At 57.4% G+C, this 20,602-nt stretch carries 18 protein-coding genes and 2 tRNA genes; 10 read left to right on the top strand and 10 right to left on the bottom strand.

Annotated elements, in window-relative coordinates:
- Nucleotides 1-17: 17 nt before the first annotated feature.
- The gene (locus ACAM_RS05095; protein WP_022541748.1) at nt 18-1,634 is read left to right on the top strand and encodes a CTP synthase; all 1,617 of its coding nucleotides are present in this window, start codon (nt 18-20) and stop codon (nt 1,632-1,634) included.
- 13 nt (nt 1,635-1,647) lie between these two features.
- On the opposite strand, the gene ACAM_RS05090 is transcribed toward ACAM_RS05095, so the two are convergent.
- A complete protein-coding gene (locus ACAM_RS05090; protein ID WP_022541747.1) occupies nt 1,648-1,980 on the bottom strand; it encodes an ArsR/SmtB family transcription factor in 333 nt (110 codons plus the stop codon).
- Between the two features lie 165 nt (nt 1,981-2,145).
- Between ACAM_RS05090 and ACAM_RS05085 the strand changes: the two genes are divergently transcribed.
- Both ACAM_RS05085 and ACAM_RS05080 read left to right on the top strand, forming a co-directional pair.
- On the top strand, nt 2,146-3,051 hold the full coding sequence (locus ACAM_RS05085) for a serine/threonine-protein kinase RIO2 (RefSeq protein WP_062662584.1): 906 nt from the start codon (nt 2,146-2,148) through the stop codon (nt 3,049-3,051).
- A gap of 42 nt (nt 3,052-3,093) precedes the next feature.
- Nucleotides 3,094-5,064 carry a DUF460 domain-containing protein gene (locus tag ACAM_RS05080; protein WP_022541745.1) on the top strand — a complete coding sequence of 657 codons (1,971 nt, stop codon included), beginning with the start codon at nt 3,094-3,096 and terminating at the stop codon, nt 5,062-5,064.
- Between the two features lie 18 nt (nt 5,065-5,082).
- On the opposite strand, the gene ACAM_RS05075 is transcribed toward ACAM_RS05080, so the two are convergent.
- From ACAM_RS05075 to ACAM_RS05040, 8 genes are all read right to left on the bottom strand, one after another.
- Nucleotides 5,083-6,303 (bottom strand): methionine adenosyltransferase, encoded by a 1,221-nt coding sequence (locus ACAM_RS05075; protein ID WP_022541744.1) that lies wholly within the window; start codon nt 6,301-6,303, stop codon nt 5,083-5,085.
- An 80-nt stretch (nt 6,304-6,383) separates the two neighbouring features.
- A complete protein-coding gene (locus ACAM_RS05070; protein WP_022541743.1) occupies nt 6,384-6,689 on the bottom strand; it encodes a hypothetical protein in 306 nt (101 codons plus the stop codon).
- A gap of 74 nt (nt 6,690-6,763) precedes the next feature.
- Nucleotides 6,764-6,885, bottom strand: a tRNA-Arg gene (locus tag ACAM_RS05065).
- A 65-nt stretch (nt 6,886-6,950) separates the two neighbouring features.
- Nucleotides 6,951-7,754, bottom strand: a complete 804-nt coding sequence (locus ACAM_RS05060) for a HesA/MoeB/ThiF family protein (RefSeq protein WP_022541742.1) — start codon at nt 7,752-7,754, stop codon at nt 6,951-6,953.
- Nucleotides 7,739-9,157 (bottom strand): cysteine--tRNA ligase, encoded by a 1,419-nt coding sequence (gene cysS / locus ACAM_RS05055; protein WP_022541741.1) that lies wholly within the window; start codon nt 9,155-9,157, stop codon nt 7,739-7,741. Before cysS ends, ACAM_RS05060 begins: the two co-directional genes overlap by 16 nt.
- A 51-nt stretch (nt 9,158-9,208) precedes the next feature.
- Nucleotides 9,209-9,484, bottom strand: a complete 276-nt coding sequence (locus tag ACAM_RS05050; RefSeq protein WP_062662611.1) for an acylphosphatase — start codon at nt 9,482-9,484, stop codon at nt 9,209-9,211.
- Between the two features lie 118 nt (nt 9,485-9,602).
- Nucleotides 9,603-10,751 carry a pyridoxal-phosphate dependent enzyme gene (locus ACAM_RS05045; protein WP_022541739.1) on the bottom strand — a complete coding sequence of 383 codons (1,149 nt, stop codon included), beginning with the start codon at nt 10,749-10,751 and terminating at the stop codon, nt 9,603-9,605.
- Between the two features lie 42 nt (nt 10,752-10,793).
- Entirely contained in the window at nt 10,794-11,234 is a 441-nt protein-coding gene (locus tag ACAM_RS05040; RefSeq protein WP_022541738.1) for a CBS domain-containing protein, read from the bottom strand.
- Between the two features lie 153 nt (nt 11,235-11,387).
- On the opposite strand from ACAM_RS05040, the gene ACAM_RS05035 reads away from it, so the two are divergent.
- The 7 genes from ACAM_RS05035 (at nt 11,388) to ACAM_RS05005 (ending at nt 19,609) form a co-directional block, all read left to right on the top strand.
- Nucleotides 11,388-14,135 (top strand): ABC transporter substrate-binding protein, encoded by a 2,748-nt coding sequence (locus tag ACAM_RS05035; RefSeq protein ID WP_022541737.1) that lies wholly within the window; start codon nt 11,388-11,390, stop codon nt 14,133-14,135.
- A 232-nt stretch (nt 14,136-14,367) separates the two neighbouring features.
- The gene (locus ACAM_RS05030; protein WP_022541736.1) at nt 14,368-15,459 is read left to right on the top strand and encodes an ABC transporter permease; all 1,092 of its coding nucleotides are present in this window, start codon (nt 14,368-14,370) and stop codon (nt 15,457-15,459) included.
- Nucleotides 15,460-15,492: 33 nt separating this feature from the next.
- Nucleotides 15,493-17,058, top strand: coding sequence for an ABC transporter permease (locus ACAM_RS05025; RefSeq protein WP_022541735.1), 1,566 nt, complete (start codon nt 15,493-15,495; stop codon nt 17,056-17,058).
- 7 nt (nt 17,059-17,065) lie between these two features.
- Nucleotides 17,066-18,040: an ABC transporter ATP-binding protein gene (locus ACAM_RS05020; RefSeq protein WP_022541734.1), complete on the top strand. Its 975-nt coding sequence runs from the start codon at nt 17,066-17,068 to the stop codon at nt 18,038-18,040.
- Nucleotides 18,041-18,042: 2 nt separating this feature from the next.
- On the top strand, nt 18,043-19,176 hold the full coding sequence (locus ACAM_RS05015; protein ID WP_022541733.1) for an ABC transporter ATP-binding protein: 1,134 nt from the start codon (nt 18,043-18,045) through the stop codon (nt 19,174-19,176).
- A 34-nt stretch (nt 19,177-19,210) separates the two neighbouring features.
- Nucleotides 19,211-19,492 carry a hypothetical protein gene (locus ACAM_RS05010; protein ID WP_022541732.1) on the top strand — a complete coding sequence of 94 codons (282 nt, stop codon included), beginning with the start codon at nt 19,211-19,213 and terminating at the stop codon, nt 19,490-19,492.
- Between the two features lie 41 nt (nt 19,493-19,533).
- Nucleotides 19,534-19,609: transfer RNA gene (locus ACAM_RS05005), tRNA-Thr, on the top strand.
- A gap of 55 nt (nt 19,610-19,664) precedes the next feature.
- Here the strand turns inward: ACAM_RS05005 and ACAM_RS05000 are convergent.
- Nucleotides 19,665-20,303: a methyltransferase family protein gene (locus ACAM_RS05000; RefSeq protein WP_022541731.1), complete on the bottom strand. Its 639-nt coding sequence runs from the start codon at nt 20,301-20,303 to the stop codon at nt 19,665-19,667.
- Between the last annotated feature and the right edge of the window lie 299 nt (nt 20,304-20,602).

The following is a 20,602-nucleotide window of genomic DNA, read 5'->3' as shown; positions in this document are numbered from 1 at the left end:
ATACTCTAGAGGCGGCGATGCCTTCTAGGAAGTATGTGATAGTTACTGGAGGAGTTCTGTCGAGCGTGGGCAAGGGGCTCACCACGGCCAGCCTGGCTCTTCTGCTCTCGAGCCGTGGCTACAGCGTTGAGGCTATCAAGATAGATCCTTACATAAATGTTGATGCCGGCACTATGAACCCCTACATGCATGGAGAGGTTTTTGTGACGGAGGACGGGGGGGAGACCGACCTAGACATAGGCCATTATGAGAGGTTCCTTGGTAAGAACCTGTCTAAAAAACACAACATAACCACGGGCCAGATCTACTTCTCCGTTATCTCGAAGGAGAGGAGTGGAGACTATCTGGGCCAGACTGTCCAGGTTATACCGCATATAACTGACGAGATAAAGTCTAGGGTAAAGGAGGTAGGCGATGCATCCGGGGCCGACGTTGTTATAGTGGAGATTGGAGGCACGGTGGGTGATATAGAAGGCCTTCCTTTCCTAGAGGCTGCCAGGCAGATGAGGCTTGAGGAGGGCTTCGACAACACCTTCTTCATACACGTAGCCCTAAGCCCCTACCTCCCCACGACGGGGGAGCAGAAGACGAAGCCTGTCCAGCACAGCATACAGGAGCTGAGGAGGATAGGTATACAGCCCGACGCCGTGGTGGTCCGCAGCCACTACCCCCTCGAGCCCGAGGCGGTCAGGAAGATAGCACTCTACGCCACACTGCCTATGGAGAACGTGATAAACAGCTACGACATAGAGAACCTCTACAGGCTTCCGCTTCTCCTCGAGAAGCAGGGGCTCGCGAGGCTGGTTGAGAGGAGGCTGTTCGGGAGGGAGTCGCGTCCGGACCTCTCCAGGTGGGAGGAGTTCGTGGGCCTCTACGAGAAGGCTTCGAGGAGGGTGAGGATAGCCATGGTGGGCAAGTACACGAAGCTTAGGGACAGCTATATAAGCATAGTTGAGGCTGTTAAACACGCTTCAGCCTACGAGGGGGTGAAGCCGGATCTCCTATGGGTAGAGAGCACCGATATTGAGAGGGGTGAGGTAGATGTTGACAGGGTGTTTGAGGAGGCCGACGCGGCGGTAGTGCTCCCGGGCTTCGGCGTTAGGGGTGTTGAGGGAAAGATAGAGGCGATACGCCGCTTCAGAGAAGGCAGGAAACCCCTGCTCGGCATATGCTTCGGCATGCAGCTCTCGGTGGTGGAGTACGCTAGGAACGTGCTGGGCCTGAGGGAGGCTCACACGACTGAAGTGAACCCGCATACACCCCACCCTGTAGTAGACCTCCTGCCCGAGCAGAGGGGTATAGACAAGCTGGGGGGCACTATGAGGCTAGGCGCGAGGCCTGTAAGGATAGTGGAGGGCACTATACTCTGGAGCCTCTACGGGAGGGAGGTCGCTAGCGAGAGGCATAGACACCGTTACGAGGTTAACCCCAGCTACGTCGACAGGCTGGTGGAGGCTGGTCTTGTAGTGAGTGCGTGGAGCCAGGAGGGTTATGTGGAGGCTATAGAGCTTAGGCCCAGAGACCACCCATTCTTCCTTGCAACCCAGTTCCACCCGGAGTTCAAGAGCAGGCCCCTGGACCCGGCACCGGTCTTCAGGGGCTTCATAAAAGCTCTGGCCGGGCAAGAAAGCTAGCCCGCCGGACCCGCTACTCAAGCATGAGTACTATCCGCCTAGCCCTGAGCTCAACAGTCTTCCTTATACCCCTGTCCCCCGGCTGGTAGCGTGGCACAACAATCCCTATCTCCTCCAACTTTCTTATCTGGCTGCTTATGTTAGCCTTGCTCTGGCCGAGGACCTCCGAGAGCTCGTCGAGAGTCTTAGGGCCATCTGCAAGCAGCTCTATAATCCTCGTCCTAGTCTCGTTAGCCAGCGCGTGGGCTACCTTGGCTATATGCCTATACCCCCTAACATACATGACACCCTCCTCCTCAACTATTCCCTCCTCCTTCCCGGCTATACTATCAGGCGTGGAGCCCACTCTTACCCCCCCAATATTCGGTTACCAGCAAATTTTAAAGTGTTAGAACAAGTTTTTATAATATGCAGTGCTGTTGAACAGGTTAGACACTCCCACCTAAGGTTAGGAGGGCTCCCCCAGCGTTATACCCTCCTGGCGCCACAAGTCAGTACGGGTACGTGCCGGTTGCCGTTGAACCTGTGGAGCGTCTACACCAGCTTGGGCGGCGACGAGCTGAGGGTGCTTAGGGCTATTGAGAAGTGGATGAGGAGGTACCGCTACGTGCCGGTAGAGCTTGTCGAGAGGTCTTCCCGCCTACCCCCCTCAAGGTTCTCGAGGGCTGTGAAGACGCTTGTAACTATGAAGCTTATTAAGAGGAGGCTCGGTAGCCTGAGCGGCTACACGCTAACATACACGGGGCTTGACGTGCTGGCGATAGACAATCTGAGGTCTCGCGGGATTATAGAGGTCCTAGGCGACAAGATAGGGCTCGGTAAAGAGGGGGACGTCTACATAGCCGTCTCGCCGGCAGGCTCCAGGCTGACGGTTAAGCTGCATAGGGCTGGTAGGGAAAGCTTTAGGAAGATTAGGAGGCACAGGAGCTACGCGCTAGACCTGAGGCCCACGAGCTGGCTCGACGTCTCCAAAGCCCTGGCTGAGAGGGAGTTCAAGATACTCGTGAGGCTCGAGGAGGAGGGCGCCAGGGTTCCCAGCCCTGTAGCGTGGAACAGGCACGCCGTTGTCCAGAGGTACGTTGAGGGGGTTCTACTAGCCGAGGTTAGAGTTCTCGACGCCGAAACAGCCGCGTCCATCCTTAGGGATGTGCTTGAAACCCTGAGGATAGCTTATACGCGAGTCGGAGTGGTCCACGGCGACCTTAGCGAGTATAATGTCATAGCAACCGCTGAGGGCGGGGGCGTGGTGATAGACTGGCCCCAGTACGTCTACAGGGACGAGCCCCACGCCCACGAGCTGCTCACGAGGGATGTAGACTATATTCTAAGATATTTCAGGAGGAGGGCGGGGCTAAAGGTTGAATTAGCCCCCGCTATAAAATATGTGATGGGGGAGACAGGAGAGCCCCCTGTGTAGACCAGGCCCCGACAGGGGGGTGGTGTTGTAACGCGCGCCGTTATGGGCGTCGATATAGTTTCCGGAGAGCCAGGAAGCAGGAGCGCCAGGTACGCAGCGGTTATACTTGACGGCAGTGGTAGGGTTGTGGAGAGGCACGAGTCAATAAGCCTGGCTAGGCTTATAAGGATAGCGTGGAACAGGCAGCCCGACGTACTGGCGGTGGACAACGTCTTCGAGCTCGGCAGGGGTGAGAGGGATGTCGGCAGGGTCGCCTCCATGCTACCCCCCAAGACAAGGCTGGTCCAGGTTACCCTGGATGGCGGAAGGCTGGCGAGCCTGAGGGAGGTTGCCGAGAAGTATGGTATAAGGATCGATAAGAAGCCGACTCCAACAGCTACCGCATACCTCCTAGCCGTGCTCGCCCTAGAGGGGGCTGGAAACCCTGTGAGCGTCCTCGAGGAGAAGACTCTGGTAACAGTCTCTAGGGCTAGGAGCGGGAGCGCGGGGGGCTGGAGCCAGGCTAGGTATCAGAGGAGGGTTAGGGCTGCAATATCACAGGCGGTCTCCCGCATTAGGGAGTCGCTCGACAGGGCGGGGCTCGACTACGATCTAAACTATAGGAGGAGCGAGGGCGGGATAGAGTCTGCAACCTTCATAGTCTATGCTCCCAGAGAGAAGCTGGAGGGTGTTGTGAGGCGTAGGGAGGGTCCCGACTACTCAATTAGGATAAAGCCGGTGGCTAGGAGCAGGATACTAACACTCCCGAGCACGCCGGATAGGGGCTCCCCCGTGATAGTGGGGATAGACCCCGGGATAACAACTGGGCTGGCAGTCCTTGACATCAACGGCAGGCTTCTCCACGCGGAGAGCGGTAAGAACCTGGATAGGAGCAGGGTGACGGAGATAGTCTACAGCCTTGGGAGGCCGGTGATGGTTGCTGTAGACGTGTCAGACCCTCCGGAGACGGCCAAGAAGCTCGCAGCCCAATGGGGCGCCATACTCTACACCCCGCCTGCAGACCTCACGACCTCTGAAAAATGGGGTCTTGCTAGGCGGGTCCTCGGTCCCTCCGTTGATGACACACATGTTAGGGACGCCGCGGCAGCGGCATATAAAGCCTACATGACTCTCGAGTCCAAACTCCGCTCTGTCGAGAGGGCTATCGAGAAGATGGGGATAGATGTTGATGTAGAGCGTGTGAAGATTGACGTTATAAGGGGGGTTACGCTGGCTGAGGCGCTGGAGCGCGCTATAGAGGAGGAGCTTGGAGGGGGTGAGCCGGAGCTCACCAAGCCCGAGCAGGGTCAAAACAACCATCAGTCCCAGGGTTCTGGGGATGGGGGTAGTGTCTACAGGGAGATAAACAATCTAAGAGAGGCCCTCGAGGCCCTAAGGATAGAGAACTCGAGCCTTAGGAGGCGGCTTGAGGACATGGAGAGCGAGGTTAGAGCGCTCAGGGCGCAGTTGGAGAGAGCCAGGGCGCGGGCTAGGAGCGAGCACAGCCTGAAGAGGGAGACGGAGATTGTGAGGGAGAGGGTGAGGAAGCTGGAGCAGAGGCTCGAGGAGTCTACGCTCAGGATTGAGGAGCTGAAGGCTACCGTGGGGGAGCTTAGGAGGGCTGTCGAGCTTCTGGGACGCGGCACTCACCTACTGGCGGTGGAGCTGGACAGGCTCACGCTGAAGACGGTTAGAGAGACCGCCTCTACGGCCCGGGGCGGCCGTCTCATAATCGTGCTTAGAGGCGGGGACACCTTCACCTGGGACGCCGTGGAGGAGCTGGCGAAGACTGGCGTGGAGGCTGTGGTGGCGGAGCACCCAGACTCCCCCGCGGCCAACGCCCTGAAGAGCAGGCGAGTCCCGGTAATACCCCTCAGTGAGGTCCAGGTCCTCAGGCTCGGCGGCTACGTGCTAGTGTCAAGCGAGGTCCTGAGAATAGCGGGGGAGATGAGGGCTGAGTGGAGGCGTAGGAGAGATGCGGCTGTGGATATCATGAGGATAGTTGAGGAGTACCGGAGGTCCTCCCGCCGCTAACCCCCCCTTCCGCAGCGTCTAGTAGACTGTTATATCGCCTCTCACAAACTTCTCGGTATAGCCTGTTATACCGTCTAGGACTGAGTTGGCTATAGCCTCTATCTCTCTCTTGGCGTCTGCGGTGATCTCCCTACCGCCCTCCATCCTAACTTTCACATCGACTATTAGAGGCCTGTCGATAGGCTTGCCTATCTGGCTCACCAGCTTCACGTACACCTCCTCCACGCTCTTCACCTCGCGGTGGATTAGGGCTGCTATGTCGTTGGCGACGACGTTGTATATCTTACCAACGTGGTTTACAGGGTTCTTGCCCGCCGCGGCCTCCATGCTCATAGGCCTCATAGGCGTTATAAGCCCGTTAACCCTGTTGCCCCTCCCGGTTGCACCATCGTCACCGTGCTCGGCACTCGTTCCCGTTACGGTCAGGTAGAGAATGTTCTTCTCGGGTATGTCGCCGGTGTTGATGTTAACCTTGACGTCATAGTCTGGAGCGATCCTCGACGCTAGATCGAGTATAAGGTTCTCAGCCTCCTCCTTGACGGACAGGTAGTCGCTAACACTGTCCACCTGGCTGCTTACTACGGCCATGGCCACGGTGAGTGTTATCGTCTTCCCGTCCCTCACTCCCATCACCTTCACATCCTCCCCGACGGCTGGCAGCCTCGCCTTAGTCTTCCTGCTGTTCAGGAGCTTCTCGGTCTCGAGAACGAGCCTTTCAAGTGTTGATAGGGGTGCGTAGCCCGAGCCTATGCTGGTGTCGTTGGCTAGGGGCACTCTCTCCTCAGCCTCGAAAATACCTACGAGATCCACGCTACCCCGACCCACCCTGTAGTCTACTATGACGTGCTCCTCAGGGTCTAGGAATCTAAAGTTCTCCCTGATGTAGTTCTTCACCGCCCTCAGGATCATTGGGCCGACGGGCACGCTCTCCACACCGCCCCCGGTCTTGACGTCGGTGGTCGCCCTACCCGAGACAAGGATATAGATGGGCTGGAGGACCTCCCCCCCGCCCAGCCTAGGCGCGGCCTGGCCGCCGACGAGAAGCACCTTGTCAACGTTATGGTGCAGAACCTTGCCAAACCTCTCCACATAGTATTTACTCAGCTCCCTGCTCACAGCCTCAGCCGCAGCGTCACAGATCGTGTCAGGGTGCCCGAGCCCCTTACGCTCCACAAGCTCCACCTGCAGGTCCTCAACCCTAGGGTAGGGGTAGCTCTCCACCACAATCCTACGGGCCACTGCTACTACACACCCTAAGTTACCGGGGGGTTCCAGTCGAGGGAAATATATTGTACTGCCATACACCAGGGAGGCGAGGCTCACCCTCCAAGCCCGAATATTAGCCTTATGGAGGCGTGGAGAGACGGCCACAGAACCAGGTAGACCATAACCTGGGAGAGAATAGACTCCACCACCCCAGATATCGAGCCTCCCGAGAGCCTCGAGTAGACGGGGTAGAGAGCTAACGCGACAGCCAGACACAGAGCAACACCCCCCACCCCCAGCGCGAGACCAGGCTCAACCCCCCAAATAGAGGGCGCCAGACCCACCAGCCCCGTGGCCAGGGCCGACGCCAGCGCTAGAGAAGCCCCTACAACACCTGCAGCCGCCACGTTAGCCTTCAACACCCGAACCCCCGCCATCAACCCAAGGGTTAGGAGCCCCGGCGCAGCCCCCCGCCACCAGGGGGGCTGTTGTGTGGCGGGCCCGCCGGGATTTGAACCCGGGACCACCGGCTTTCCCCGCGCAGCAGAGACAGGGGCTCTCCCGACCCCCCGCGCTTAGAAGGCCGGCGCTCTGTCCTGGCTGAGCTACGGGCCCGCTCCGGATGGTTTATTCTCTACTCTGGAAGCCTTTATAATGTGGAGCCGCTGGCACGCCCTCCCTTAGAGACCGTATAGGCTGGCGAGGTCCTCACCGCCTTTGAGCCTGGTGAGGCATAGCCCACAGTCCATTTGGGCTAGCCTGAGGACCTCAATCCTTGGGTAGGTGAGGTCGATTATGGCTAGCCTGCTGTAGAGGGGCTCCCCTACGCCGGCCAGGAGTTTCAAGGCTTCAAGGACCTCGAGGGACGATACCACCCCGACGGTGGGGGCGATTATGGCTGTGCAGCCCGACAGCTCCGGGTTCGAGGGGGCTATGCACGCTAGACACGAACTCCTACCCCTCTCAACCGTGGTTACCTGGCCGTGCATCCTCTCGGCAGCCCCGTGGACCAGTGGCCTGCCGCGTCTCCAAGCTGCCGCGTCGAGCCATAGCCTAGCCATCCAGTTGTCCAGCCCGTCCACGATGACGTCGGCCTCCTGGGCGAGGTCCTCGGCGAGGATCGGGTCTAGAGGTTCGGGGATGGGCTCCACCTCGGCCTCCGGGTTCATTTCAGCCAGCCTCTCCGCTGCAACTACGGCCTTGTACTTGCCAACGTCGCCTCTCCCGTAGAGGACTTGTCTGTTAAGGTTGCTCGGCTCAACAACATCCCTGTCGACTAGGATTAGCCTGCCGACGCCCGCTGCGGCAAGGTAGGCGGCCGCGAGGCTCCCAAGCCCGCCTAGACCCACCACGGCGACTCTCGCGCTGGCCAGCCTCAGCTGCCCCCGGGCGCCGAGGAGGCCCAGCTGCCTGGAGTACAGGTTGAGGTCCAGCCTCTCTATAGCCCTGGGGTCGAGGGGCTCCAGCCCTACTTTCTCCTCCACTCCGTCTTCTCCCCCATGTCGTGGAGTATGAAGCCGAGCTCTGCCAGCCTGTTCCTGATATCGTCTGCGAGGTCGTACATCCTCCTCTTCCTCAGCTCACTCCTCACATCAACAAGCGCCTGCACCAGGCTGTCCTCGAGAGTCTTCTCGGGTCTCCTAGACTCCATTATGTCGGGGGAGAAGGCGTAGACGCTGTTGAATGCAGTGAGTATCCTCCAGGATAGCCATAGGAGTGTGTAGCTCTCCGTTTGCTCAACCTCCCTGAAGTATGTTGTGGTGAACTCCCATAGGCTGCTCATGGCCTTGCCCATGTTGAAGTCGTCGGACATGGCCTCATGCCACCCCGAGATCACCCTCTTGAGCTTGGCGAGAGTCTCAAGCTCGTTATCCCCGAGCCTGCCGCTAGGCTCAGCCCTCTCTAGCCTCCTACCGATGGAGTCTGCCGCTTGTCTAAGCCTCTCATACAGCCTCCTATACTGGCCTAGAGCCTCCTCGCTATAGTCTAGGTTGCTCCTGTAGTGGGAGCTGAGTAGCCAGAGCCTCAGGGGGCCCGGACCCCACTCCCTCAGCGCCTCCCTGAGGGGTATGATGTTCCCCAGGCTCTTGCTCATCTTCTCACCTTTTATAGTGAGGTAGCTTGCGTGCAGCCAGTACTTGACCCATCTGTGGCCGAAGTAGCTCTCGCTCTGCGCCCTCTCATTCTCGTGGTGAGGGAAGACCAGGTCAACCCCTCCCCCGTGAATGTCAATCCTGCTTCCCAGGTACCTGCTGCTCATGACGCTGCACTCGATATGCCATCCAGGCCTACCCCTCCCCCAGGGGCTTTCCCAGCTTGGCTCGCCGGGCTTGGCCGCCTTCCATAGGGCGAAGTCATAGGGGCTCTTCTTCTCGTGCATCACATCCTCCTCCTGCCTCCAAGCCTCCTTCGAGAGGGAGCCGCTTAGCATGCCGTATCCAGGGTACTTGTCGACCTCGAAGTAGACGCTACCGCTTTCGGCAACGTAGGCGTAACCCTTCTCGATGAGGCCGTGGACGAACCTGATTATATCCGGTATATGGTCGGTGACCCTCGGATGGTGGTCTATCTGTATGCCCAGGCTCCGGAGCCCCTCGAAATAGTCCCTGCTATACTCCTCCACAACATCCCTCCAGTCCCTCCCCTCCTCCCTCGCCCTGTTTATAATCTTATCGTCAATATCCGTGATGTTCTGCACGTGGAAGACGTCGAAACCCCGGAGCCTGAGGTAGCGCTTAACCGCGTCGAATACTGTGAAGGTCCTAGCGTGGCCTATATGGGTGTAGTCGTAGACAGTAGGCCCACACACATACATACCGACGAGAGGCGGCCTGTGGGGGGTGAAAACCTCCTTCCTCCTACCGAGCGTGTTAAAGACCCGTATCAACACGTAGCACCCACCGAGAATCCCGGGTAGAAAGGAGTGGAGTGCTGGGCCTCAATACCTTATCTCAAACCCCCTGAACTCCCCCCTGTAGGGCTTCAGCTCCACCCTCAGCTCCTTAACTCTAGCCGCCGGAGGACCTCGGAGGGCCCAGCATATCAGCCTCTCAACAGCCTCCCCCTCACCCTCGACAACAGCCTCTACACTCTCACCGTCAGGCAGATTCCTAACCCACCCAGACAGCCCGAGACGCCTGGCCTCCTCACGCATGCTAGCCCTGAAAAACACGCCCTGCACAACGCCCCTCACAACAATCCTGGCCCTGACCATACTGTCCTTAACGCTTGGAACAGCCAAAACACCCACCCCCGACCCCAGCCCCCCGGGAATGGCCAGCATTCTACTCGGTCTAGCCAGGAGTATTTAGCCTAGGCCCCTAACCCATCCTTTAGAGGAGCTGCTTGACTAGGTTTACGTATTTGAATCCTGTGTCGGGCACTACAACAACGTAGTCGCCAGGCTCAAGCTCTCCTTCGCCAGCTTTCTTTGCCAGAGCCTTCACAGCAGCGCCGCCCGAGGGGCCTATAATTAGGCCGTCGCTCCGGGCGACCTCCGCCATAGCCTCCACCGCCTCCTCCAGGGTCACCTCGGCCAGGCTGTAGTCGATGTCGAGCATGTTTATCCAGAGCATCCCCGTCTCAACCCTCCTTATCCCCGGTATGGAAGCATCCTTTGCTGGCTGCACTAGAACCGCTTTAACCCCAGGGTCGACGCTCTGGAGGTAGAAGGCGACTGCGGACATGTGCCCGGAGGTGCCTAGACTCCCGGAGACGCCTTTTAGCCTGAGTCCTCCCCTGCGGGACTGGACGAAAATCTCCCGCGCAGTCCCCCTCATGTGGGCCTCGAAGTTTGCGTCGTTGTAGAACTGGTTTACATGGACCAGGCCCCCGCTCCTGGCATCTTTCATAACCCGGGGGAGGAGGTGGACTGTCGAGGGCGCTTCAGGATCTACAATAACCTCGGCGCCGAGCAGCCGGGGGAGTGTCTTCCCGAAATCCTCAGCAGCACCAGGCAGGTAGACGCGGGCCTTGTACCCGTAGAGCCTGGCTACAGCGGATAGCGCTATACCAAAGTTCGAGGAAGTGGCGTCTCCGACTAGCGAGCCCTTCTCCACCCTTCTGGAGAGCCTGGAAACAATCTCTACAGCCGGCCTATCCTTCACGCTGAGGCTGAAGGGATTGTACCACTCTAGCTTTAGCCAGAGCCTAACTCCCCCTGGCAGCTGGAGGCGGGACCTAACTAGAGGCGTCGGCTTCCCTCTCGTGAAGAGGTCTAGGGGCGAGGAGAACACCATATCCGGGGCCCCGCCGATATCGTAAACACCCAGCTCCTCCAGGGTGTAGCTGCATCCCTCCCCCACCGGTATCTTGACAGCTCCTATAACGTAGAGTGCCTTCACATACCCTGGCTTCTCCCTGGGGTTGGAGACGCACCCGGCCGCGCCCCTCCTCAACACACCCCTAGCTGTCTCAAGATAGGAGAAACCTCGTACAGAGTCTAGAACCTCCAGATACCCGCTTATATCAGCTAAAGGCACTTCGCCGAGCTACCCCCAGGTGCACCCAGCTACCCGCCCCGCCTAATCAGCACCCCTTAGCTCCTCCACGTCGATCTCAAGGGACAGCAGTTTGGATACCAGCCTCAGGGCAACTATGCTAACGATCTTGCCCCCCTCCTTCACGGCGACACCGGGCTTTCCGCTGGCTAGAAGCATTGTTATCACCCTCTGTATACTAGCAGCCCCGCCGACTTCGAACAGCGCCTCCTCCCTAAGCTCGGAGACCGGTTTCTCCCTGCTATAGCTCTTGACGGCGTCGCCAATGCTCACAGCGAACTCGCCTTCCCCGCTCTTCACTACTATGAACTCGCATCCCTCGTGAACGCACTTATCTACAGCATCTGCAACCGTAGCTCCGGAGTCGACGTACACGATATTGTGGGCTACCTCCACGCTGTCGATGATGGACGATATGGGTGTTGAGGGGTCGAGGGAGATGTGGAGGCACAGCTCGCCCTCCAAACAAGCACCACCAGGGCATTCTTTGGGGTTGAAGCAGTATAAGCCTGAGAACCACCTATTCTGTTGATGAATCTATACACAGGTTTGAAGCTTAATTTAAAGCCAGTTATGTAGAAGCGTTATAATAATGACCGTATGGTGGGTGGATAGATAATGAAAGCCGGTTTAACCAGGATACTCATAGCAGCGGTTATGATAGCCATATTCGTCCTACCATCGATCCCGCTGGTCACTCTAGCCTCAGCACAGGCCGGCCAGCCTGTTGAGAGGATAACGTTTAAGACGGTCACCGACATGACGGCTGGCATCGTCGAGGTCGGGAGCGGCAACGCAGACATATTCCTCTGGAGCCAGCCCCTGAAGAACTACCTCGACATACCCCAGGACGTCATGGCTAACATAGACCTCATACCCAGCAGCTCAACCTTCACTGCCCTCGCAATCAACCTCGCGAGCAACATTTACGATTCCACCAAGCAGGGCGAGATAGTGGTTAAGGTCAACGGCCCCGGAGACTATGAAACCATTCAGGGAGTCCAGATACCTGGTCTTGTCTATAAGAACGCCGACAGCGCCTTCGGCAGCAACTGGGTCGACATAACCCAGGTCGACCCCAACGACAGGAACATAGAGTTCAACCCCTTCGGCGTGAAGAAGATAAGGCAGGCGCTCCAGCTGATAATTGACAGGAGCTTCCTAGTAAACGGCATCTACCAGGGCAGCGCCAACCCCATGCTGACGGCCATCAGGTCTGGCCACCCGGCTTACGAGTGGGTGGCTGATATACCAGAGGAGCTGGGCGTCACAAGCGTTGCTGATGTCGCCACAGCCGAGCAGCTGATGGAGGAGGCGATAAACGAGCTGAACCAGATATACGCCGAGTACGGCTACCAGCTGGTGTTCAAGGACGACCCACTAGCCCCCGGAGGCAAGTGGCTGTACTTCGTCTACCCCGACGGCACCGAGGTTCAGGTAGAGGTAAACTTCCTGATTAGAGTTGAGGATGAGAGGCTAGACAGCGGTAGGCAGATCGCAAACTGGATCGAGAGCTACCTCTGGATAAAGGTTAACAGAATAGAGAGGACGAGAACAATAGTCACGCCACTGGTCTACGGTATAAACCCGATACAGACAAGCGATACCATAGGAGGCAGGCTATGGCACCTCTACACCAAGGGCTGGGTCTCGGTAACCGACGACCCGATATACTGGGCCAGGTACGACGTAGCGTTCTTCTACGCCCCGCTAAGGGGCTACGGCCCCAACCACAGGGTCCAGGACTGGTGGTTCTGGTTCAACCCTGAGATGTACGAGCTGGGCTACAAGCTGTACTTCGGCAACTATACTCCAGACCAGGTGGACCAGCTAAGGGAGGACATTAGGGCGCTGACAAGGCTCGGCCTGGAGGAGGTACCCAGGGTATTCCTGACCGAGAACCTAGAGTTCTTCCCCATAAATAAGAACAGGGTCACCGGACTGATATTCGGCACAACGACAGGCCTCTGGAGCATGTGGGGCGTCAGGACATCAAGGACCGTCGACGGCAACCTGACTGTGATAGAGTTCAGCGCCGCTGGAGCGCTCTTCCTAAGCCCCTGGAACCCGGTGCTAGGCTTCACAGACATATACAGCGAGGTAATCAGGTACCAGGTCGCTGACTTCGGAATGTACGCACACCCAGTAACCGGCATACCTGTGCCCATCAGGGAGAGCTGGAACGTAGAGGTCAACCCCGACGGCATACCCGTGCCTGACGACGCCATGGTCTACGACCCCGTTGAGAACAAGTGGATAACAGTGGGTGAGGCCAAGGCCCAGGGCAAGGACTACATACCAGGTGTGGGCAGCGTAGTCTCAGAGGGCGCCCAGGCATCGGCCAAAGTCACGTTCGACTTCGTCCTGGGCAAGTGGCACGACGGCACCGACATGACCCTAGCAGACATACTGGGTGTGCTAGCCTTCTACTACGAGTGGGCGTTCGACGACAGCCAGGTGACGGGCGAGACAGACCCGTTCTACGATTCCGAGATAGACGGTGCAGTGACGGGCACGCTGGAGCTGATATACGGTATTAAGATTGTCGACGATGACACTATAGAGGTCTACACACCCTACCTGGACGTAGACCCCGCGCTGATAGCATCCACTATAGACATGTGGGTGTGGACCCCGCTGCACATGATAATGGCCCTGGAGAAGGCTGTTGTGGAGGATCCCGGAGGCACTAACTACGGCTGGACGGACAGGGAGGCTACTGGCGAGATAGCTGTGGATCTGCTGAAGCACCCTGATGTGATAGCCCAGATGGCCTCCGAGCTGGTAGGCCAGACCGAGGCTCTGAAGTACGTGAACGGTCTCAACATCATGAGCCAGAGCGACATGGACGCCAGGCTCCAGGCCTACGTGAACTTCATAAATGAGAAGGGCCACGCCGTCGTGTTCAACGGGCCCTTCATGGTAGAGAGCTACGACCCCAACGCCAACGTTATGGAGCTAGTCTTCTTCCAAGACTACCCGCTGGGCAAGGGCTTCATACCGCCGCAGCTCCTCGAGGTAACTAGGAACAACGTCTACGGAACCATAGAAACGGCGCCGCCGACAACCACGACTGAGACAACGCCCACAGAGACGACAACCCCAGAAACAACCACAACGCCCACAGAGACCACACCAACGGAGACCGCTCCAGCCCAGACAGTAGTCATAACCAAGACCCTTGAGAAGACTGTGACCCAGGTGCAGACTGAGACGGTGACCAAGACTCAGGTGCAGACACAAACCTCCGTGGTCACCCAGACAACTACAGTGACGACGGGCGTAAGCACTACGGTGCTGGCCGCGATAATAATACTGATAATACTGGCGGCCGCGGCGTTCTTCTACCTAAGGAGGCAGGGTTAAACGTAGCCTCCACAACCCCATACTATTTTAACTTTGTACAAGTTTTTTAGGGCCTCGTTTAAACACATGGCTTCTCCCAGGTCCTCCCCTAGTCTTATGCTACCTCGTTAGGTCTTCCTTACCAGGCGTAGATTTCACCGGTTTCAGCTTCATCGTCTAGTCGAGGAGAGGCATATTTAGCAGTTGGATCACTAATAAGGTTTCATAATAGGAGCTAGTGGGGGGCTACTGGATGTCAGTTCTCCGCTTTGCCGGCGCCAAGATATTTAATGCCGCTATTACGCTGCTAGTCGCTCTACTCCTTATATCGGGGATTTTCGCCGTCTACACGGTTACCGAGCTTAGGGGGAGGCTGGCGGAGGAGTATGTGCTGGCTTTGAGGCAGCTTGAGGTGCAGTATAGGAATAATCCTGAGCTTCTTGAGGAGAAGTCTAGGCAGCTGTACGAGAATCTTATGGAGAGGTATGGCTTGACCGGCAATTTTGCTCAGGATGTTGTCACGTGGACTGTTAAGCTTATAAAGAGTAATATTACATTCGACTTCGGCACCACCCAGTACTCCTACATCGGCGGCACTAACGTTATAGGCGATATACTTCTCCTCGCTATGAAGAACACAGCTATACTCTTCCTGACCGCCACTCTCATAACCTTCGCTATAGGGATAATACTGGGCTTCCAGATGGCTAGGAAGCCTGGCAGCATACTTGACAGGGGGCTCTCGGTCTTCGGTATGATAAGCTGGAGCTTCCCCACATGGTGGGTCGCCATTATAATGATACTCCTCTTCTCCTTCTACCTCCGCATCTTCCCCGCGCAGGCCCAGTACGTCTACTTCGAGCTCAGCAAGATCCCGCCTGACATGCCTTTCCTCGAGACGCTACTGGAGCAGGCTAAGATATGGCTGAAGTACATGACGATGCCGGTTATGACCATAGTTTTGGTGAGCTTCGGAGGCGCATCCTACCTCATCCGGAACATAGTCTTGGGAATACTTCAGGAGGACTTTGTGACCGCGGCAAGGGCCCGGGGGCTGCCGGAGAGGAGGGTTATATATGGCCACGTCCTGAGGACGAGCAGCCCTCCAATCGTGACTTATCTCGCGCTCAGCATAGTGGGGGCTTTTGGAGGCGCGATTATAACCGAGGCGGTCTTTGGCTGGCCAGGTATGGGGCTTGTCTACTGGATAGCGATACAGCAGAGCGACGCGAGGGTTCTAGTGGCGAGCACCTGGGTCCTCACGGTGTTCTTCATACTGACTATCCTTATATTGGACTTCATCTACAGCCTGCTAGACCCGAGGGTCAGGACGGGAGGAGCTTAGTGGAGACGAAGAGTATAACTGGGGTGTACTAGGTTGAGCTTGACGGCTGAGAGTGTTAAGGGCTTCTTCCGGGAGTATCTAAGGTACCCTATAGGCATAGTCGGGCTTATACTCTTCGTTATACTTCTGTTTATGGCAGCATCCTTCGAGATTTACGGTGACCAGGAGGCGATAAAGAACTGGTTCACGAACACACAGTATTTCGAGGACTATCCGAAGACTGTCCCGCCATGCTGGTTCGAAGAGCTTAGGGGCGGAAACCCCACTCCCACTCTTGTGCTGAGGTCTGACGATCCAGAGACTAGTCAGCTGCTCGCGGAGAAGCTGAGGGCCTCGGTGGAGAGGGGTGACGACGGCTATGTGAGGCTGGTAATCAACATGGAGTTCGACGTTCCCGGGAACAAGCCTCCCGTGGACGTGTACTCAACCCTCTACATGGCCTACAACGTGACAGAAGGGTTTATGTACGTTGAGAAGATATACCTTGAGAGGCCAGACGGCTCGGAGTTTGTTTTCGTGGAGAAGAGCGAGGCCCCCCAGCTACCCATAGTAGGAGGCCTCCCAGCACAGCTCCAACAGCCTGGGGTTAGGATCGACAACGTCTTCCCAGGCATGCCTCTAAAGAAGCTGAAGGGCTCCTCAGTGAGCTTCAGCCTCAAAAGCATGGCCACAAGCCAGTCCCTCCTCCAAAGGTTCGTAATACCAAGCCTCCAGGAGCAGGGTATCGACGTTAACCAGATCGGCTTCGGCAACATAGTCACAAACCTTTACAAAGCAATATTCTCGACCGACCCGATAAACTCCCTGGTGACCGGGAGCTATGACGTGCTTAACGGAACCTACAGGCTGAACATAGTTTTCGTCGCGCAGGACGCAGAGATAAGCGTGGAGCCGGAGAAGCTTGTGGTTAAGGGCTTCTGCTTCGGCTTCCTGGGGACTGACGACCAGGGTAGAGACCTGTTCCAAGGCCTCATCTACGGCACCAGATGGGCCCTTATAGTGGGGCTCCTGACGAGCGCTATAACGGTGGTCTTCGGCAGCCTCTACGGCATAGTCTCCGGCTACCTCGGGGGGTTGGCGGACGAGGTTATGCTCAGGTTCGCCCAGATAATATACAGCCTGCCAGCCCTCCCCCTCCTCATACTATTCGCGGCGATAATAGGCGGTAACATATGGGTTATCATATTCCTCATAGTAGCCTTCAGCTGGCCTGGGATAGCGTTCGTAACAAGGAGCATGGCGTTCCAGATAAAGAGCGAGCCCTACGTGGAGGCCGCTATAGCCAGCGGGGCGAGCACCATAAGAGTTGTGCTCCTCTACCTAGCCCCGCAGGTGCTCCCCTACATGTTCGCGAGCATGGCCCTCAGCGTCCCAGGCGCGGTTATAGCGGAGGCCAGCCTCAGCTTCCTAAACCTGGGAGACCCCGACCTTGTAACGTGGGGTAAGATCCTCTTCGAAGCCCAGGACGCTGGGGCAGCGTTGAACGGGTACTGGTGGTGGGTCATCCCCCCCGGGCTGGCGATAGCTGTTGTGGGGATGACATTCGTGTTCATAGGGAACGCTCTGGACGCGATCCTGAACCCCAAGCTGAAGAGGTGAGTGCCCCGTGGCTGAGGAGCTTCTGGTTGTAGAGGACCTCAAGACATACTTCTACACCCTCAGGGGGATAGTCAGGGCTGTGGACGGCGTCTCCTTCACACTGAGGAGGGGCGAGATCCTGGGTATAGCGGGGGAGAGCGGCAGCGGTAAAAGCACCCTAGCATGGAGCATCCTAGGCCTCGTCCCCCCGCCGGGCAGGATCGTCGGCGGAAGGATAATGATAGACGGGATGGATGTTACGGCGATGAGCGAGACCGAGCTGAGGAGGAAGGTGAGGTGGAAGAAGGTTAGCATGGTGTTCCAGGGCGCTATGAACGTGCTAACCCCGGTCTACACTGTTGGGAGGCAGATCGAGGAGGTGCTCCAAGTCCACAAGGGGGTTGGAAGGAGCGAGGCTAGGCAGAGGGTTTACGAGCTGCTTGAGAGCGTGGGGCTCCACAGGAGCATAGCCGACCGCTACCCCCACGAGCTTAGCGGGGGCCAGAAGCAGAGGGTTGTCATTGCGATGGCCCTCGCGCTGGAGCCGGATATAGTGATAGCCGACGAGCCCACCACCGCCCTAGACGTGGTGGTCCAGGCCCAGATACTAAACCTCCTCAAGAAGCTGGCCTGGGAGAAGAACCTATCGATAATACTGATAACCCACGACCTCTCGGTCATAGCCGAGCTTGCGGAGACGGTTATGGTGATGTATGGGGGCAAGATAGCGGAGTACGGGCCCAGCGACACCGTCTTCACAAAACCCCAGCACCCCTACACACAAGCCCTACTCAGAGCCATACCGAAGCTAAGGGGCCCCATAGACAGGCTCGCCTACATACCCGGCTCCCCCCCGGACCTCCGCAACCCCCCGCCGGGCTGCAGGTTCCACCCCCGCTGCCCGAAGGCTTTCGACAGGTGCTCCAGAGAGGAGCCCCCGCTCTTCAAGGTGGGCGAGCGCCACCTGAGCGCGTGCTGGCTTAGCGAGGGAGGGGGTGAGTAGGCATGTCTAAGGTTCAGACGGAGGCGGCCCAGAGCCCCGGGGCTCTGGGTGGCGAGGTCCTGAGGGTCGAGGACCTCAGGGTCTGGTTCCCCCTGAGGAGGAGCATCACGGAACTCATAACGATGAAGCCCCAGAGGTTCGTGAAGGCCGTTGACGGCGTGACGTTCAGCATAGCCAGGGGAGAGGTCTTCTGCCTCGTGGGAGAGAGCGGCTGCGGCAAGACGACCACGGGCAAGGCCATACTCAGGCTCGTAAAGGCTACTGGTGGAAGGGTTTTCTTCAAGCCGAAGAAGGAGATTCTCGACGAGCTTGAGAGGAGGGGTGTCAGGAGCCTGGGCGACGGCTTCATAGACCTCCTAGCCGTGCCCAAGAGGAAGTTCAAACCCCTGAGGAGGGAGCTGCAGATCGTCTACCAGGACCCCTATGGCAGCCTAAACCCCAGGTTCACAGTAAAGAGGATACTCGAGGACCCGCTGCTGATACACGGCATAGGAGACGCCAGGGAGAGGGAGGAGATGGTTGCCAGGATGCTGGAGGCCGTCAAGCTGACGCCGGCGAGCGACTTCATGGACCGCTACCCCCACCAGCTCAGCGGGGGCCAGAGGCAGAGGGTGGCCATAGCCAGGGCCTTCATACTAAACCCGAGCCTGGTGGTTGCTGACGAGCCCGTCTCAATGCTCGACGTCTCCATAAGGGCCGAGATACTGGAGCTCCTCCTGGGCTTCAGGGAGAAGCTGGGCACCAGCCTCCTATTCATAACCCACGACCTAGCCGTGGCGAGGTACATCTGCGATAGGATAGCGGTGATGTACCTCGGCAAGATAGTGGAGACGGGTGACGCCAGGAGAATAATCGAGAGGCCTATCCACCCCTACACAAAAGCCCTAGTAGCCGCAATACCCGAGCCAGACCCCTCCAACAGGAAGAAGCTAAGGGAGGTTCCGATAAAGGGCGAGGTGCCCAGCGCCGCCGCCATACCCCCCGGCTGCCGCTTCCACCCTCGCTGCGTCGAGTACGAGCAAGACATAGACAGGCTGAGGGAGATGTGCCCCGTTAAGGAGCCGCCTCTCAAGAGGCCTACTGAGGGGGAGGAAAGCAGAAGAGTGGCGTGCTGGAGATACATACCATGGAGCTAGGGGGAACCGTAGAAGAACGGGGGATGGTTCAGGGTTGTCTAGCCTCGCGGAGGTTATGAGGGCGGTCAAGACTGCGGTGGAGACGTTCAACAACTGGCTGATGGGTGATATGGAGCTGGTTATAGACTCGATAAGGGACGGCATTATAAAAGCCCTTGTAAAGCAGAACTGCGCTTGTAGCCTGGACTTCAGCCTGAAAGAAGAGCTGGAAAACGCCTTCAAAGAGGCGGGGCTAGAGACGGAGGCCGAGGTCCTCGGCTGGGACGTGGAGAGAGGCGGCTACAAAGTAGAGATAAGACTGAAAAACCCAGGCTAACCAATTAAAACCGTAGGGGCGGCAACCTCAATACACCGGGAGCCGCCGTAGCTCAGCTGGCAGAGCGCCGCCCTGGTAAGGCGGAGGCCCCGGGTTCGAATCCCGGCGGCGGCTCCACAAACCTAAATCTTAGGCGGTAGGCACCTGGGACGTGGTATTCTGCTTCGAATATTTAAACTTTCTGTCCTTGCATGGAGCGGGCTCCCTTCTCTCCAACTATAAGAGCTAGGCATCTTCTCAGGTGCTTGATACCGGGTATTAGACTTGGCGTTTCAAGAGCATACCTCCTAAACTCCTCACCATACGCATCCTCCATGTACTTCTCCTCAATCCTTATTACAAGTGTGAACCAGGCGTAGAGCAGTAGAGTCGATATTAAGGGGTAGCCATATATCAGACCCAGGCCAAACATCATGGTTAACACCCCCAGGTATAGGGGGTTTCGTGTACACCTGTAAGGCCCGTGGGTAACCAGCATTGACCTTGGCCGTGTCCGGATCCTAAGACCCAGGATATAGTTTCCTATAAACCATCTAGACGTATCTAGAGTCGAGCCCAGCATGTGGAGTGGGCGGAAAACTGTCAAAACCCAGGCCACTAGAATTAGCCCCAGCAGCGTTACAGCACCCCCAAGGAGCTTAAGCCCGTATCCTGGGTGGAGCTCAACCCCTAGAAGCCGCCAGAACAATTTTCCAATATAGAGTGCTACGAGAACGTTAAACGCTATAGCCAGAGCCTCCCCTGCAAGAGCCTCCCTCCTATTACAGGCCTTGAAGAAGAGCCTAGCTAGCTTGATTGAAAAACTCTTCACAACACGCCGCCCGCATACCCTAACTCTAAATAGGGGGGTAAGAGTTTACCTCTGGTTTATAGCTTGTGTAACCATAGGCAGCTTCCCGCGGATTTCCCACACCCCACCCCTAGGCTTATTTACAAGCTTTTACTAACTACCGGAATCTGTTCAGCCGGGCCAATTGAAAATCTTTTGGCGTGGGAGTTTAGGTGGTAGCGGGGCTTCCATCCTCAATGACGGGGGGTTATGGGGCTTTAGCCGCAGTGGGTTTGATTGGTTTTATGAGGCACTATTAGTTTTAATCCTGTCCTGGGCGC

Origin of the sequence: Aeropyrum camini SY1 = JCM 12091 (genome assembly GCF_000591035.1) — an archaeon.
Classification (GTDB): Archaea; Thermoproteota; Thermoprotei_A; order Sulfolobales; family Acidilobaceae; genus Aeropyrum; species Aeropyrum camini.
The sequence above is the reverse complement of the archived record's forward strand: the minus strand, read 5'-3'. Positions and strand labels throughout refer to the sequence as shown.